Here is a 14,653-nt window from a genome sequence, read left to right as displayed (position 1 = left end):
CCATCATCAACGGCCATCCACAGAGCCAGATCGAGGAACTCATGCCCTGGCGATTCCGGAAAACATCAAGCCCAAACCCATAGGTGATCGGCGAGGCGCTTACCAGAAGATCGCAGAGACCGGATCTACGAAGCCGCTCTCACGGCGTGCTTTGATGCATACAACGGACGAATACCTGCGAGCGCAGCGCGCAAGACTTTTTTCCGCTTTGGGGAACAGGTCGCCATATTGGAAGATGCAACGTCCGCGATGCAATGGCTCGCTGCCTGCATGTCGGGCAGTGGAAAAGCGCAAGTGTAGGCGTCGCAGTCGTATGTGAGGCTGGGGCGGGTTACGCCGACGAGGTTATTGTATCGAGATTTCGCCGGCATCTGGAGCGTACTATAGCGAACAAACAATATTTTGCGCGCTATGGCGATGTTAATCATCTTGTTTTAAACCAGCTTCTCGCGACAGGACTGCAACGCTTCCGGTGTGAAAATCACTGCGTGGGACTTGGTTCTCTCGAATTCATGACGGTAAATTGCCCTGTAATTATAGCAAAGCAGTTGGCCCATTGCAGCTGATAAACGAAGCCAAAATTGTGCTCCGTCGCCTGCCAATATTCGCTCGATGGAGGCTATAGGCCTCACAAGCCAATCAAAACAGCTACTCGGGCGCCCTTTGAAATTCGTGTAATTCTGCTCACCCCAAACGGCCCTCTACAGTCGAAATAAGATCGTCCCGCAAAGGTGCTACAAGACACTATCGCGGATCGATTTGGGCCAAGGTCGATCTGGCGAAGGCAGGCGGAAGTCGAGCAGGACCTGCTGCGGAACAGATAACCGGCCCCAAACCGAATCCGACACGGTGGCCCCGATTTCTTCATAGTTGAAGGCGCAGAGAGAACCGGAGCACGGCTCCGGCGCCGCCGCTTGCCGAGCAGCGATCCTCCGCCTCCCAAAATCCAATCGAGAAGAGCGTTCAATTCCGGGACGGTCCAAGCTCTGCCGCAAAAACAGGTGTCAGACCCCCGGTCCTCTCCCGCAACTGATCTAGCGCAGGGCGTTCATGAGCCGCATATCCCAGAGTGGCTGCGTGCACGACGCAGCGAGATCATTTATGAAAATCCTATTCAGTACGATGGCTGTCCCCTTGCTGACGGCCACCGCCTTTGCTGCGGATTCGATCCCCGCAGACCTCAGAGAAACGGCAATGGCCACTTTCAAGGCTTTGCCACCCACCACGCCGGCAGTCGCCAACAACCCGATCACCCCGGAAAAGATCGCTCTCGGCAAGGCACTGTTCTTCGATCCACGCGTCTCTGCGTCAGGCGTCTTGTCGTGCAACTCGTGCCACAACCTGGCCACCGGCGGCGACGACAATCACGAAACCTCGATCGGCCATGGTTGGCAGAAGGGACAGCGCAACGCGCCGACTGTACTGAACGCTGTCTTCAACATCGCCCAGTTCTGGGATGGTCGTGCCGAAGACCTGAAGGCTCAGGCGAAGGGACCGGTCCAAGCCGGGATCGAAATGGCCAATACACCGGGCCAAGTCATCACCACGCTCAAGTCCATGCCGCAATATGTCGAGTGGTTCGATGCAGCTTTTCGGGCTGAAGCCGATCGGGTCACCTTCGACAACCTCGCCAAGGCAATCGAAGCCTTCGAGGCGACACTGGTCACGCCGGCCCCCTTCGACAGTTTCCTGAATGGCGATGACGCCGCCATGACTTCCGAACAGAAACAGGGCCTGGCGCTTTTCATGGACAAAGGCTGCTCGTCCTGCCATGGCGGTATCAACGTTGGTGGGCAAGCCTATTACCCATTCGGCCTCGTGGAACAGCCCAGCGCCGAGGTCCTGCCGGAAAAAGACAAGGGCCGATTTGCGGTCACCAATGCAGCCGACGATTCCTATGTTTTCCGCGTGGCGCCGCTGCGCAACGTTGCACTCACCGCGCCATACTTTCATTCGGGCAAGGTTTGGGATCTGAAACAGGCCGTTGCCACCATGGGAACCACCCAGCTTGGCGTGGTACTGGCGGACGAAGAAGTCGACCTGCTTGTTGCCTTCCTCAACTCGCTGACCGGAAAGGCACCCGAGGTCGCCTATCCCATCTTACCCGCCGAAACGGCGACAACACCCCGGCCTATAACGCAGATCTTAGGAAAATAAACGGCCAGCTGACTGCGGAACATCGCAATTGACAATGATTGCGACTTTTACTGGACGAGACGAGTCGCGACGTCCATGAGAACGCAAATAGCTCGTTTCCAAAGTGCAGACACTGCTTCCGTCACCAGCTCGTTGCGATGGAATCATGTTTGGGATCTGGCGTGCGACATGCCAAGGAAGGCGTCTGACGCATGAGGCTCGCGCGCTGTCGATACCGCGCGGCGGCCGGCCATCGCGCTGGCGGCCGAATTGCCGCGCGCCGAAGTGATCGGCCCCCTTAGGGCGAAGGGGCAGCCACTCCGTCCTCCATATCCAGCGATTCTTCGACTGCTTCCGGATTCCGGGCGATGGTCCAAAGGAGAGTATTCGCCGCTGCATCCGGTTTCGAGCGACCTTGCTCCCAGTTTCGAAGCGTTGCCAGATCGAGGCCATACCTCACGGAGAATGCCTCCTGAGAGAGCTTCGTGCGATCCCGGACTTCGCGAACACTTATCGGCCGCGGCGCATGAACCTTCGCGATCACGCCTGCGGACGACAGTTCATTCTTCAGTGCCAATAGGTCGTCGACGCAAGGAACCGTCACGAACGCCTTGCCGTGATCGACCATCTCCGTGAGTATCGCGTGGGCCGTCCTGAGCGGCAGCTGTCTCTTAACGAGAATCCGGGCGGCCTCAGGAGTATTCGCGCCGTGAAGAAAACTGAGGCTCAGTCGGACGGGAGACCCTGACGACACCGGGACGACGTCCCGGGTTCGCACCCGTTGTCCGTACCGCTCCATGAATTTCGATGTAGTCGACATTAAGCTTCTCCGCGATCACTCGACCGAGCTTGCGCAATTTGGACCATCCCCACTGGAGGCATCGCGATAAAAGTACGCCAAACAACGCTAAGGGAGAACAAGCAGTGATCTGATTTCGTTCGACGCTCGTTTTCGAGAGCCGTTCTGGGTCGTTCGCAATCAACTGTGTAGGCCAGCGGAGCGAGCAAGGAGCGCCAGATCCGGACAGGGCTGAGTGGGGTGTTTCTCCGAAAGATGGGGCCATGCCCTAAGGAACACGAGATGTAGTGGACTCGTCGATTCGCGCGGTTTCGATTCGCGCACCCGGGCACAACGCTTGGATAAGTCCCATCAGATGCTCTCCGGTGGCCGTCATCTGTTTAGCTGACATTGGGCCGAGGGCTTCCAGCACGAGCCACATGGCGCGGGTATCGACCGTGACCATGGTGCGCCGCCCCTGCCGCCAGTTCCAGCGGCGGCACGTGACACCGGCATCATCGCACCAGATGACTTCGCCCGGTTCAGGATGCTCGGTTATCATTTCACCTTGCTGGATCGTGTCGAATGGCTCCGCTCCCTTCGCAATTAAAAGTCTCGGGACCCCCTGGTAGAGATCGAGATCCTCCCCGCCAATCGGAACGCCATACAACACGCTGACGGCATTGTAGGCATCAACCAGTGGGGATATCCGCGGGAGAGAGCCATCTTTCCGCACCCGCTTGAGAAGCGCGGCGGCCGAGCACGGCGTTCGATTGGCCTTTGTGCCGAAAGCCTCGTAGGCAACGGCCCACGCCGCAAGATGCGCGTCCCTTTGGGCGTCATCGCGAAGCGCCGCCTGTTCCGCCGCCGCAATCGTGTCGTTCAACGCCTGTGCATCCGGCACGTCGATTTCAGCGTTCCGCACCACAATGCTGATCAGATGAAAATCCGGGTAGCGGGCCTTGATCTCGGGGGCAATCAAGGGCGTGAAAGACATGGGATGCTCTTTTCTCATGGGGAGGCTTTGCGCTGCGGGTCGTTCGGGAAATGTTTGAAGAAAGGTGCTTGTCGAGCGTCCAGATCTTCTGGCATCGGCATGGTGCATGCCGCACCATGCGCTGGATAATTCCATCATTCGGCCGTGGACAAGGCCTGGTAGAGATCGTCGATTATCTCTTGCGGGTGCTCGAGCCCGCCTCGGCCGGCAACAAGCTACGCCTCCGCCAGATCCTCCATTTCATAAAAGGCAGCGGGCGCGATATGGATGTGAAGCAGCTTTCCTTGCCGGTTATGCATCGCTCTCGGAAATTCGTCTCGCACGAAAATCTGCCGCCAAACTGGCCTGATCAACAGCACCAGTTGCATAGCGTTTTCCCAGTCCAGTTGACTTTGCAACGAAATGCGGTTGAGCCCAAGGGTCGGTTTCCTCGCCAGCACGCCACGTCCCCGCCGTTTTAGCCACCGTGTCCCGGCAACGCGTCTTGCACCTGCTTGACAACGGCTCGCAGGATCTCAACGCCCTTCTCGATTTGCCGAATGCTCAAGGCGGCATAGCCCATGACAAGCCCCACGCGATCGATGTGGCCTTCGTCCGATTGCCGCTCGTAGAGGGGCGAGATCAGGTGCAGCCCCAGGCCCGCGCCTCGGGCGGCTTCGACCAGGGTCGTTTCCCGCGATCGCGGCAGTTCGTCGAACCAAACGACGACGTGCAGACCGGCCTCTGCTCCCTGGACAGCGATGCGATCTCCGAAGCTGCGCCGCAAGGCGCCCAACAACGCCTCCCGACGCTCGCCGTTCAGCCTGCGCACACGCCGCACATGGCTTTCGTAGCCGCCACTCTCGATCAAAGAGGCCAGAGCCTCCTGTTCAGCGACCGGCGAATGTCGGTCCGCGAATTGTTTGGCGGTAGCGAAGACCTCCTGCAATTCCGTCGAGACGACGAGGTAGCCGATACGCAGCATCGGCGAGAGCGTTTTGGAGATCGTGCCGACGTAGATGACAGCCCCGTGGTCCTCAAGACTGTGCAGCGGAGGGACCGGATTGATGTCGTAGCGATATTCGCTGTCGTAGTCGTCCTCGATCACATAGGCGTTGTTGTGCCGCGCCCATTCCAGAAGCTGATGGCGGCGCGCGATCGGCATGACGCCGCCCAGCGGAAACTGATGCGATGGCGTGACATAGGCCAGTCGTGCCCCGATCCCCGCCAGCAACTCCGTCTTCATCCCGTCCTCGTCGACGGTGACCGGGACGGGCGAGGCACCCGTACTGGCAAAGACCTGACGCGCCATCCTATAGCACGGGTCCTCGATGACGAAGCGGTCGGCGGGATCGAGAAGCAGGCGAGCGCACAGATCTAGGCCCTGCTGCGAACCGTTGACGATGATGATCTGCTCGAGCTCGCAGCTCAGAGTTCGGGCGCGCCAGAGATAGCCCTGGAGCGCCTGGCGCAGCCCACGCCAGCCGCGAGGATCGTCATAGGCAAGACGCAACGGGCGCTGCCCCATCGCCTCGTTCATCGCACGTTTCCAGACCAATGCGGGGAAGTCTGACGGCGCCAGGTCGCCATAGCGGAAATCGACCTTCAGTCCAGTCGGCAGATAATCCGGCCAGGGCGGCGTAACGCGCAGTCGTTCGCCATAGGCGGACAGATGAACCGGGCCGACTCGTTTCGCGACCGTGCGGCTCGTCTCAGGACCGATCAGCGAGGATGCAACGCGAGGTCGTGCGCCTTGACGGACTTCGATGAAACCTTCCGCGGTCAGTTGGTCATAGGCGACCGTCACCGTCGTTCGCGAAACCCCAAGGTCATTTGCGAGGCCTCGGGAGGACGGCAGCTGACTGCCGGTTTCATAGACGCCGCCGAGGATTTGCTCGCGAAGAGCCTCGTAGATCTGGCGTGCACCCATCGCGTGCGAGCGACCTGCAGAACCGGCACTTGAAGACTGGACCATTTCATTCATTGCTAACTGGATATTTCACATTGGCCAGTTTGCCGTCAATCTTTCGGAAACCCAAGAAAGATCTTAGAGGCCGAATGACCCGCTCCTATCAATCCGAAACGGATGCTCTCACGCGGTCGCTCAACGACACCGGTCCCGGATTCGCCACTCGGGCGATCCATCATGGCTACGATCCGGCCGGCTTTTCCAATGCCGTTCAGCCGCCAGTCTTCTTGACCTCGACCTATGGATTCGAAAGCGTGGCAGCGAACGAGGCCGCCGCCGCACTTGGCGGAAGGCTCTATGCGCGCGAATACAATCCGACGACGGAGATCCTCGAGCAACGGCTCGCCAATCTGGAAGGAGCCGAGGCAGGTCTGGTCGTTGCCTCGGGGATGGCGGCTTTCGGGACGCTGATCCTGTCGCTCCTGTCCCAAGGCGATGAACTCATCGTCCACAAGACACTTTATGCGAACACGCTTGCCATGGTCGAACAGGCGGTCCCCCGCTTCGGCATCAAGGTCGTCGCGGTCGACCTGTCCGATCCTCAAAATCTCGATGCCGCGATTACCGAGCGGACCCGGCTTGTTTTCTTCGAGACGCCGGTGAATCCGCTGAGCCGCATCCTAGACATCGCTGCCATTGCCGAGCGCGCCCACGCGCGCGGTGTAAAGGTTGCAGTCGACAGCACCTTCGCCTCCCCCGCGCTCCAGCGGCCGCTCGAACATGGGGCCGACCTCGTGCTCCACTCGCTGACCAAATACATCAATGGGCATGGTGACGCCCTTGGCGGGGCGATTCTCGGCGACGCGCAAACGCTCCGCACGCTGCACGAGACGGGCCTGCGCTACATCACCGGCGCAGCGCTCTCGCCCATGTCAGCCTTCCTGATCCTGCGCGGTCTGAAGACGCTCACGCTACGCATGGAACGGCACAGCGCCACAGCCCTTGCGGTGGCTCAGGCACTCGAGGCGCACCCGGCGGTGGCATGGGTGAGTTATCCCTTCCTCGACTCGCACCCTGATCAGGTGACGGCGCGAAAGCAGATGTCCCAAGGGTCGGGTATGTTGGCCTTTGGCCCCCACGCCGGATTCGAGGGCGCGCGGCGGATGATGGACCGGCTCAACCTGATCACCCGGGCTGTCAGCCTCGGCGATGCCGACAGCCTCATCTATCATCCGGCAAGCCTGACCCGTGCTCGTCAGCCGATCCGCAAGGATGCGCATCTGGCCGATGGAGTCGGCGAGGACCTCATGCGTCTCTCGGTGGGTCTTGAAGACGCCGATGACCTAATCGCCGACCTGCGGCGGGCTCTGGACGTCTTGTGATGACCTGCCGTCCGGCCAGTCCCACGGTGGCGTACAAACCCGGAGCCTCGCCATGGCATTCCTGAGCGGCCTTTCCGCGTTTCCCATCACGCCGACCGATCGTGACGGCCGTGTCGATACCGTTGCTCTGCGCAAGCTGATTGCCAGGCTTTGCGCCGCTCAGGTCGATTCCATCGGTCTTCTCGGCAGCACCGGCACCTATATGTATCTGTCGCGCGAGGAACGGCGACGGGCGCTCGCCGAGACCTTGGACGAAACCGGGGGACAAATGCCGGTCGTGGTGGGTGTGGGCGCGCTGCGCACCGACGAAGCAGTGAGGCTCGCGCAGGACGCTAAGGCCCTTGGGGCTGCCGCGGGGTTGCTTGCCGCCGCCTCCTACACCCCGCTCACTGATGACGAGGTGTTCGAACATTTCTCGACGGTGGCGTGCGAGAGCGGCCTGCCGATCGTCGTCTATGACAATCCAGGAACGACGCATTTCCATTTCACCCCAGCACTCGTCAGCCGCCTGGCAAAGGTGGGTGGGATTGTCGCCATCAAGAATCCGACAGAGAAGGGCGATGCGATCAAGAGCCATCTGGCCGACCAGAGGCACACTGTGCCGGAAGGGTTCTCGATCGGCTACAGCGGCGACTGGAACGCCGCAGAGGCCATGATCGCCGGCGCCGACACATGGTACAGCGTCCTCGCCGGCATCCTGCCCGAGGTCTGCGTGAAGATCGTCACGGCGGCGCAACAGGGCGATGCGGCCGAAGCGCGACGGATCGATGCCACGCTTGCGCCGCTCTGGAGCCTCTTCAAGGAGTTCTCGAGCCTTCGCGTCGTCTATGCACTTGCCGAATTGCTCGACATTTGCCGTGCCGACCCCCCGCGTCCCATCCTGCCTCTGCCCTCAGCAGCGAAGCGCCAGATCGCCGCCGCGTTGGAACGCTTGCCATCGGATGTCAACCGGTGAATAGCGAACCCGGCGGCCAGTGAAGGAACCTGTCATGTATGTACCCGCGCATTTCGATGAACCGAGCCGAGAAGTCCTCTACGAACTGATCGAGAACAGTGCACTTGGCATGCTGATAACCCATGGCCGGAGCGGTCTCGACGCCAATCACATCCCCTTCGAACTCGACACGTCACAGGGAGAAAACGGTACCCTTTACTCCGGCGCGATTAATACACGTGCCGAGGGAAAGTGCACATTCTCGCTCGAGTGACTTATTTCAAAGGATGTGATCGCGTTTTGGCACATTCACGGCCGACATGCGGCAGCCGGTCACTCACCACATGGTGAGCAACCAGGAAACCCTCCGGCCTACACTTTCTACCGGAGCGCACGTGCTGCATCGACCATGTTCATGAGGGCAGGGCGGACCTCCTCCCATTTGCGTGTTTTGAGGCCACAGTCCGGGTTTACCCACAGTTGGGAATCCGACAGTCGCTCGCGGGCAAGCATGACGAGATCCGAAATCTCGCCGACTTCCGGGACCCGTGGTGAGTGAATGTCGTAGACTCCGGGCCCGATTCCATTCGGATATTTGGAGCTCGTGAAGGCGTCCAGCAGTTCCATTTTCGAGCGCGACGTTTCAATCGAAATGACATCCGCATCCATTTCAGCGATCGCGTCGATGATCTCGTTGAACTCCGAATAGCACATGTGGGTATGGATTTGAGTCGCGTCCTTTACACCCGTTGAGGCGATCCGGAAGCATTCGACAGCCCAGTCGAGATAGTCGTTCCAATCAGACTGGCGCAGTGGCAATCCTTCGCGAAACGCGGCCTCATCGATCTGGATCATCCTTGCGCCGGACCATTCGAGATCCGTCACTTCGTCGCGGATGGCGAGCGCGATCTGGCGGCATGCTTCGGAGCGGGGTACGTCGTCGCGAACAAATGACCAGTTGAGAATGGTCACCGGGCCTGTGAGCATTCCCTTCACAGGGTTTTCCGTAAGCGACTGGGCGAACTGCCACCAGCGCAGCGTCATCGGATTGGGCCTCGATACGTCGCCGAAGATGATGGGGGGGCGCACGTAACGCGACCCATAGCTCTGCACCCAGGCATGCTGGGTGAAGGCGAAGCCGGACAGCTGCTCGCCGAAATGCTGTACCATGTCGTTTCGTTCGAACTCACCGTGCACCAGCACGTCCAGCCCGATCTCTTCCTGCCAGCGAATTGCAGCCTCGATCTCCTTCTTCAGGAAGGTCTCGTAGTCGACATAGCTCAGCTGGCCCTTCGCATGAGCGGCCCGCGCCCTGCGTACCTGCGGCGTCTGCGGGAAGGACCCGATGGTCGTCGTCGGGAACGGCGGCAGCCCGAGCGTGCCGGCCTGGACTCTGGAGCGCTCGGCAAAAGCGCTCTCTCGTCGCTTCATGCTGTCGTCAATGCTGGCGATCCGCCCCTCAACCAGCGGGTCATGGATCTTCGTGGATGTCACGCGAGTGGCGGCAGCCTCGGCAGACGCTTTCAACGCGCCTGCCACCGCATCCCTGCCTTGGGACAGGGCCCGGGCAAGCAACACCAACTCGTCGGTCTTCTGGGCCGCGAAGGCGAGCCACGACCTGATGTCCGCGTCGAGTTCCGTCTCCATGCGGAGGTCGATCGGTATATGCAGCATCGAGCAAGAAGGCGCGATCTCGACGCGGTCCAAGGGCCAGCCGGCGACGATCGGTTTGATGCGGTCGAGAATGGCGGGCAGGTTCGCACGCCAGACGTTGCGGCCATCGATCAAGCCAAGCGAGAGCACCGGATCCTTCGGTGCGAGCCGACCCACCGTTTCCAGCTGCTCGGGAGCGCGCACGAGATCAATATGCAGCCCGGCCAGGGGCAGAGAAACCGCGGTTTCGAGATTGTCTCCCAGCGGCCCGAAATAGGTAGCCAGCATGATCTTCAGCTCGGGCGCGGCTTTCGACAGCTGGCCATAGGCGAATTCGAACGCAGCTCGTTCGTTCGGGTTCAGATCGAGGACAAGCGCTGGCTCATCGATCTGCACCCAGTCGGCTCCAGACAGCTTCAGCCTCTGCAGGAGTTGCTCGTAGACGGGCAGCAGCCGCGGCAGGAGCGCGATGGGATCGAATCCTTTGGCAGGCGATTTCGCCAGCTTGAGGAAGGTGATCGGTCCAAGGATGACTGGGCGTGTGTGAACGCCGAGAGCTTTAGCCTCGATGAAGTAATCGACCGGTTTCGTCGACGAGAGGGCGAACGTCTGATCATCGTTGAGTTCCGGCACAATGTAGTGATAGTTGGTGTCAAACCACTTGGTCATTTCCATCGCGGTTACATCAGACCGATGAGCCGCCTGCTGGTGACCAGCGTGTCGACAATCCTCCGTCTGACCCTGGTTGCCCCGCGCCATTGCGAAGTAGATGTCAAGTGGAACCTCGCCGCTATTCCAGCCGTAACGGGATGGAACGGCGCCGACCATGGCTGCGGTGTCGAGCACATGGTCGTAGAGCGAGAAGTCGTTCGACGGGATTTTCGACACGCCGCGATCGTGCTGCTCCTCCCAGCTAGCGGCACGGAGCGCCTTCGCGGTCGTGAGAAGCTCGGCAGCGGACGATTTTCCGGACCAGTAGCTTTCAAGCGCGAATTTCAGTTCTCGCCGACGACCGAAGCGGGGCACGCCGAGCGTTGCTACAGGAATTTGCTGAGAGATAGTCATGCCAGACCCCGATGGTTGGGGCGTCGGTGACAAGGAAGGCGCTAGCAGGCCGGCACGAACGCCAGGCTGCAGCGGCCACCGAGACACCCCGCCCGTGGACGTAATTCGCCGTGGCAGGTCTCCTGGCTCGCGGGGTCATAGCCTCTACCCGTCTTCCCAAGGCTATTCGCCTCAGTGACATGAGTGGGGTTGGCTCGCCGCTAACAGTTGCGGGGGCAGCGCCGGCATCGCACCGGCTTCCCTCTTAGCTCCGCTGCGGCAGCGCCGTACGGAGAACCACGACGCGGGAGACAATTACAGCAGTTCGCTTCTTTGTCAACGCCGCATAAAGAAATCTTTATGTCGTTATGTTAAGTTTCCGTTGGCATGTTCCAAAGGTCGCCTCGAAAGCGAAAACTGTGGAAGCCTTGAGCGGCCGGTAAATCAAAGCAATGACGCACGGCGCCCTTGTCCAGGAGGATAGGAGTTCGTCGGCTGCCGGCGGCAAACGACCGGCAAGCGCCGTGGTGCTGCTTCCCGCATCATGCGAACGCCACCTCGGCGTCGAACTTCGGCTCCGAGCTTCCGACCGCTTCGTTGGTGATCTGCTCGCGACCACATCCGGGTCAATGGCGAGGCTGTTGCCCATGTGGAAACTGTTGGCCGTGATGCCCTCGGTGATACGACACAACGATTTCGAGGGGAGCACCCCGAGGCCCGGCGCAGCGGCCTGTTGCGAAGTAATCGAGGCCAATGTCTCGAACTGCTTGTTCGCAGCCCACCGGCTCAAGATAACCCGGCTCAAACCACCGGGCCAGCTCAAGTCCTGTCCAAATGAGGCCTGAGCGGCAAATCGTCGTGCACGCGCACGGTTTGGCGTTCGATCTTGTGATGCGTCTTGGGCGGACAATCGCCACGGTGCAGCGCGCAGAAGCGGTTCCCCAATTGGAAGCCGAGGGCGGTGAGGGCAAGCCAGCGCCACGGGCGGAGGGGGACTTGGACCTGTTTGCCCTGCTGGACCACAAGTTCGCGACACAGGGCCTCAAGGAGAAGACCAAGACTGATTATGCGCGGGACCTCGCCAAATCATCAAAAGCAGCGGGCAGTCAAAGTTCGGCGCCGATTGACATGGAGATAGCCATCGCGGCGGCCCCCCAGGCGGACCGCAAGCCGGAATACAACCGGGTGCAGGCGGCCAAGCTCGTCCACAAGATGGCGTCGGGCACACACCGGCGATGGGAGAGCGGACCGTGGAGTGCAGGAACTTCACGCCTATCCACGCTCCCGTGGACGTGTCCTGCGGCACATCGGCAGCGATATTGAGGAGGCAGTTGAGCTTCTGGTCGAGCACTCTTACCTGCCACTACCTACGCTTAACGTCATCTCGTACTGAAAACGCACCACGCAAGGTCGAGATGTAACATGCGCCCTTCGTGGATGGTTCTAAGCTTCCTCGGGCGCGGTCAATCTGTGATAACGGTCGCTTGGAACCTCCATCACCGCGACGCGATCAAGGTTGGCGTATCGCGCTCGGTAGTAACCTTCTTCCTCCACTTCGGCGAAACTACACTGGGGAACGTCAAAGGTCGCAGCTTCCAATCCGAAGAAAGTCGTAGCGGTTTCTTCATCCAAGAAGTTCCACTCATCTTCTCCGTCGTCATATGTGACGCGAACATAGGAGGCCATGCGCACGGCTTCCTGATCACCCATCTCTGCGATGATGGCATCGCATTCTTTCTTCAGCTTTCCTGAAACCTCACCCTTATCCCAGTCATCCAAAGCCCGATAGATTTCTGGATGATAATACTCTGGCATCTCCTCTACATCTTCACCGATAAGCTCAATGGTGCGGACATATTGCGGATTTATCAAGAGTATTTTGTTGTCAAGGCTCCAACAATACAGCCATGGCCTGCTTGTGTTATTTCTACGAAGATTATGAAGTTCCTTCAACTGACGTAAAATCGATTCACGCGCCTTTTCATCGATAGGATATTGGCGGCTGCCAACAGTCGTCTTGATTCTGAGCGTGCCGTATCGCGTTTCGGCATCGGCAATTGCAAACGGGCTCGTGCGCCACTCCTCGACATCAATCTTCCAGCCCAGCAGCTCCTCGACCGTGCATTTCAACGTGAGACAAAGGTCCTTGATCTGCTCGACATTCAACTGCGTTTTGCCTGTTTCCCAACGGGCCACAGTCTGTTGCGTCGTTGCCATCTGCTCTGCCAAATCTTTTTGAGTCATGCCCAGTCGAACCCTAAGCTCTTTCATGTTCATAACTCACCTCGCGTGTTCAACACACGCATTGTGGATGAATTAATCTAATCGTCAAGCGTGTTCAAAAATCGCAGCATGTGTTTTTAGGGCGTCTTCGAGGCTCCGGCAGCCGTTCGTGACCACTTGCGCAAGACACAGGGCTGGTACACAGCACGAATGGGCGATCAAAAATTACTGCTGAAATTCAGATAATTATTGTGGGCGAGTCTGGATCTCTCTGATCGACACGATAGTCGACCATCACCATGATCGGACCGCTTCGTGGCCGCAGGTCAAGTTGCAGCGTCGGTTCGCTGAACTTGTTGGTCGGATCCAGATTGAGCGTTTCAAAATCCGGCTGACGCAGAATGATGCCCATCAGTCCCCCAATGACAAGAACCAGCTGGCGGACGAGCAAGGCTCCCGAAACACCTTGGACATCCGCCAGTTCGCCCCAAAGCCAGCTTCCCGCCGCCATGCCGCCGTATGTGGCCGTCTGATAGAGAGAGGGCGCGTCCAACCACCCACCGCGGCGCCGAAAGCTGCACTGTGACGTTAAACAGCGAGAATGATTGAATCCAGGCCGCACCGGCTGGCATGAGGTTGAGACAGCTCAGCCCAACGTGCTCGCTCCATGCCCGAAAGAAGCAGCTGATCGCCAATACAAAGAACGCACCGCGAATGACCCATTCGTTGGAGAGAACTTCTCGGACCCGCCCGAGGAGGAGCGCGCCGCAAATCGCTCCCAGGCCGAAGAAGCCGAGCATCACGCCGTAGGTGACTGCGGTCCCTTTGATCTGTTCGCGAGCGACCAACGGCAGGAGAGCCAAAATGACAACGGCGGTGAGGCCGAAAATGAAACTCCGGCACATCACCTTGAGAAGGTTCGGCGACAAGAGCACGTAACGGAAGCCCGCCGCCATCGCACTGCCGAAAGCCTCCCGCGGCAGCGCTTGTCGTGCCCGTTCGGCTTTCCATCGCAACAGCGCAGCGATCAGAGCGAAGTAGCAAAGGACGTTGAAGAGGAACGCGAAGGCCGCACCGGCTGTGGCCACGATTATGCCGCCAATCGCCGGCCCGATGCTGCGCATGAGATTGTAGCTCATGCCGTTGAGCGCAACCCCGCTTGGCAGGTGTTCGCGAGGCAGGATATCTCCCATGGAGGCTTGCCAAGAGGGATCGTGCAATGCCCAACCACAGCCGATTAGGAAGGTGAGACCCAGAAGGGTCCAGCGTGTCATTCCCCGCATAGGTCAGGAACGCCAGGAAGGCGGATACGCAGACCATCAGCAGTTGCGCAGTCAACATGATCCGGCGACGGTCAAACTTGTCCGCGAGCGCTCCCGCCGCGAGCGAGAAGATCATGTAGGGGAGGGTGGTCGATGACTGGACGAGCGCCACCATTCCATGGGAGGTGGCGATGCTCGTCATCAGCCAAGCTGCCGCCGCACCTTCCACTAGGGTGCCAAGGTTCGAAATGAGTGCAGCCGACCATAGCGAACGGAAGGTCTTGTGCTGAAAAGGAACCAGTGAAGATGTTCTCTTCGCCATTGTGGGAAGCTTCGGGATCGACCGCGGGGCTGGA

The 14,653-nt window shown here is 59.6% G+C and carries 11 protein-coding genes, 2 pseudogenes and 1 riboswitch; of the genes and pseudogenes, 7 read left to right on the top strand and 6 right to left on the bottom strand.

All coding sequences use genetic code 11. From position 1 onward, the window contains the following. Positions 1–120: 120 nt before the first annotated feature. Together NKI19_RS19850 and NKI19_RS19845 are read left to right on the top strand one after the other, a co-directional pair. Positions 121–300: pseudogene (locus NKI19_RS19850) on the top strand (DUF982 domain-containing protein); the annotation flags it as partial. 801 nt (positions 301–1,101) lie between these two features. Beyond that, the gene (locus NKI19_RS19845) at positions 1,102–2,157 is read left to right on the top strand and encodes a cytochrome-c peroxidase (protein WP_352566770.1); all 1,056 of its coding nucleotides are present in this window, start codon (positions 1,102–1,104) and stop codon (positions 2,155–2,157) included. Between the two features lie 277 nt (positions 2,158–2,434). On the opposite strand, the gene NKI19_RS19840 is transcribed toward NKI19_RS19845, so the two are convergent. After that, positions 2,435–2,764 (bottom strand): helix-turn-helix domain-containing protein, encoded by a 330-nt coding sequence (locus NKI19_RS19840; protein ID WP_023679674.1) that lies wholly within the window; start codon positions 2,762–2,764, stop codon positions 2,435–2,437. Between the two features lie 439 nt (positions 2,765–3,203). Continuing rightward, a complete protein-coding gene (locus NKI19_RS19835) occupies positions 3,204–3,911 on the bottom strand; it encodes a B3/B4 domain-containing protein (RefSeq protein WP_352566762.1) in 708 nt (235 codons plus the stop codon). Between the two features lie 68 nt (positions 3,912–3,979). Between NKI19_RS19835 and NKI19_RS19830 the strand changes: the two genes are divergently transcribed. After that, a complete protein-coding gene (locus NKI19_RS19830; protein ID WP_352566774.1) occupies positions 3,980–4,372 on the top strand; it encodes a hypothetical protein in 393 nt (130 codons plus the stop codon). On the opposite strand, the gene pdxR is transcribed toward NKI19_RS19830, so the two are convergent. After that, positions 4,369–5,865, bottom strand: a complete 1,497-nt coding sequence (gene pdxR, locus NKI19_RS19825) for a MocR-like pyridoxine biosynthesis transcription factor PdxR (RefSeq protein ID WP_502899314.1) — start codon at positions 5,863–5,865, stop codon at positions 4,369–4,371. The two genes, NKI19_RS19830 and pdxR, sit on opposite strands and share 4 nt — an antisense overlap. An 83-nt stretch (positions 5,866–5,948) precedes the next feature. Here pdxR and NKI19_RS19820 point away from each other — a divergent pair, with 83 nt between their 5' ends. Genes NKI19_RS19820 through NKI19_RS19810 form a run of 3 tightly spaced genes read left to right on the top strand, consistent with a single transcriptional unit; the run spans position 5,949 to position 8,389 of the window. Then, the gene (locus NKI19_RS19820; protein ID WP_352566758.1) at positions 5,949–7,181 is read left to right on the top strand and encodes a trans-sulfuration enzyme family protein; all 1,233 of its coding nucleotides are present in this window, start codon (positions 5,949–5,951) and stop codon (positions 7,179–7,181) included. A 52-nt stretch (positions 7,182–7,233) separates the two neighbouring features. Beyond that, on the top strand, positions 7,234–8,136 hold the full coding sequence (locus NKI19_RS19815; protein WP_352566756.1) for a dihydrodipicolinate synthase family protein: 903 nt from the start codon (positions 7,234–7,236) through the stop codon (positions 8,134–8,136). A gap of 34 nt (positions 8,137–8,170) precedes the next feature. Further along, the gene (locus NKI19_RS19810; RefSeq protein ID WP_352566755.1) at positions 8,171–8,389 is read left to right on the top strand and encodes an FMN-binding negative transcriptional regulator; all 219 of its coding nucleotides are present in this window, start codon (positions 8,171–8,173) and stop codon (positions 8,387–8,389) included. Between the two features lie 107 nt (positions 8,390–8,496). On the opposite strand, the gene metE is transcribed toward NKI19_RS19810, so the two are convergent. Then, positions 8,497–10,833 carry a 5-methyltetrahydropteroyltriglutamate--homocysteine S-methyltransferase gene (gene metE, locus NKI19_RS19805; RefSeq protein ID WP_352566753.1) on the bottom strand — a complete coding sequence of 779 codons (2,337 nt, stop codon included), beginning with the start codon at positions 10,831–10,833 and terminating at the stop codon, positions 8,497–8,499. Positions 10,834–10,928: 95 nt separating this feature from the next. Beyond that, a riboswitch (cobalamin riboswitch) is annotated at positions 10,929–11,129 on the bottom strand. 679 nt (positions 11,130–11,808) lie between these two features. Here metE and NKI19_RS19800 point away from each other — a divergent pair. Continuing rightward, on the top strand, positions 11,809–12,135 hold the full coding sequence (locus tag NKI19_RS19800) for a hypothetical protein (RefSeq protein ID WP_352566752.1): 327 nt from the start codon (positions 11,809–11,811) through the stop codon (positions 12,133–12,135). 120 nt (positions 12,136–12,255) lie between these two features. Here NKI19_RS19800 and NKI19_RS19795 read toward each other — a convergent pair whose 3' ends face one another. Then, positions 12,256–13,089: a helix-turn-helix transcriptional regulator gene (locus NKI19_RS19795; protein ID WP_352566750.1), complete on the bottom strand. Its 834-nt coding sequence runs from the start codon at positions 13,087–13,089 to the stop codon at positions 12,256–12,258. 211 nt (positions 13,090–13,300) lie between these two features. Further along, positions 13,301–14,619 (bottom strand): annotated as a pseudogene (locus NKI19_RS19790) (MFS transporter); the annotation flags it as partial. Positions 14,620–14,653 lie beyond the last annotated feature (34 nt).

It is taken from the genome of Mesorhizobium sp. M0751, from assembly GCF_040320265.1.
Classification (GTDB): domain Bacteria; phylum Pseudomonadota; class Alphaproteobacteria; order Rhizobiales; family Rhizobiaceae; genus Mesorhizobium.
This window is presented reverse-complemented; position numbering and strand designations above follow the sequence as displayed.

Coding starts and splice junctions, on each gene's coding strand:
- NKI19_RS19845 (WP_352566770.1), top strand. CDS start 1,102: ATGAAAATCCTATTCAGTACGATGGCTGTCCCCTTGCTGACGGCCACC.
- NKI19_RS19840 (WP_023679674.1), bottom strand. CDS start 2,764: ATGGTCGATCACGGCAAGGCGTTCGTGACGGTTCCTTGCGTCGACGAC.
- NKI19_RS19835 (WP_352566762.1), bottom strand. CDS start 3,911: ATGTCTTTCACGCCCTTGATTGCCCCCGAGATCAAGGCCCGCTACCCG.
- pdxR (WP_502899314.1), bottom strand. CDS start 5,865: ATGGTCCAGTCTTCAAGTGCCGGTTCTGCAGGTCGCTCGCACGCGATG.
- NKI19_RS19820 (WP_352566758.1), top strand. CDS start 5,949: ATGACCCGCTCCTATCAATCCGAAACGGATGCTCTCACGCGGTCGCTC.
- NKI19_RS19815 (WP_352566756.1), top strand. CDS start 7,234: ATGGCATTCCTGAGCGGCCTTTCCGCGTTTCCCATCACGCCGACCGAT.
- NKI19_RS19810 (WP_352566755.1), top strand. CDS start 8,171: ATGTATGTACCCGCGCATTTCGATGAACCGAGCCGAGAAGTCCTCTAC.
- metE (WP_352566753.1), bottom strand. CDS start 10,833: ATGACTATCTCTCAGCAAATTCCTGTAGCAACGCTCGGCGTGCCCCGC.
- NKI19_RS19795 (WP_352566750.1), bottom strand. CDS start 13,089: ATGAACATGAAAGAGCTTAGGGTTCGACTGGGCATGACTCAAAAAGAT.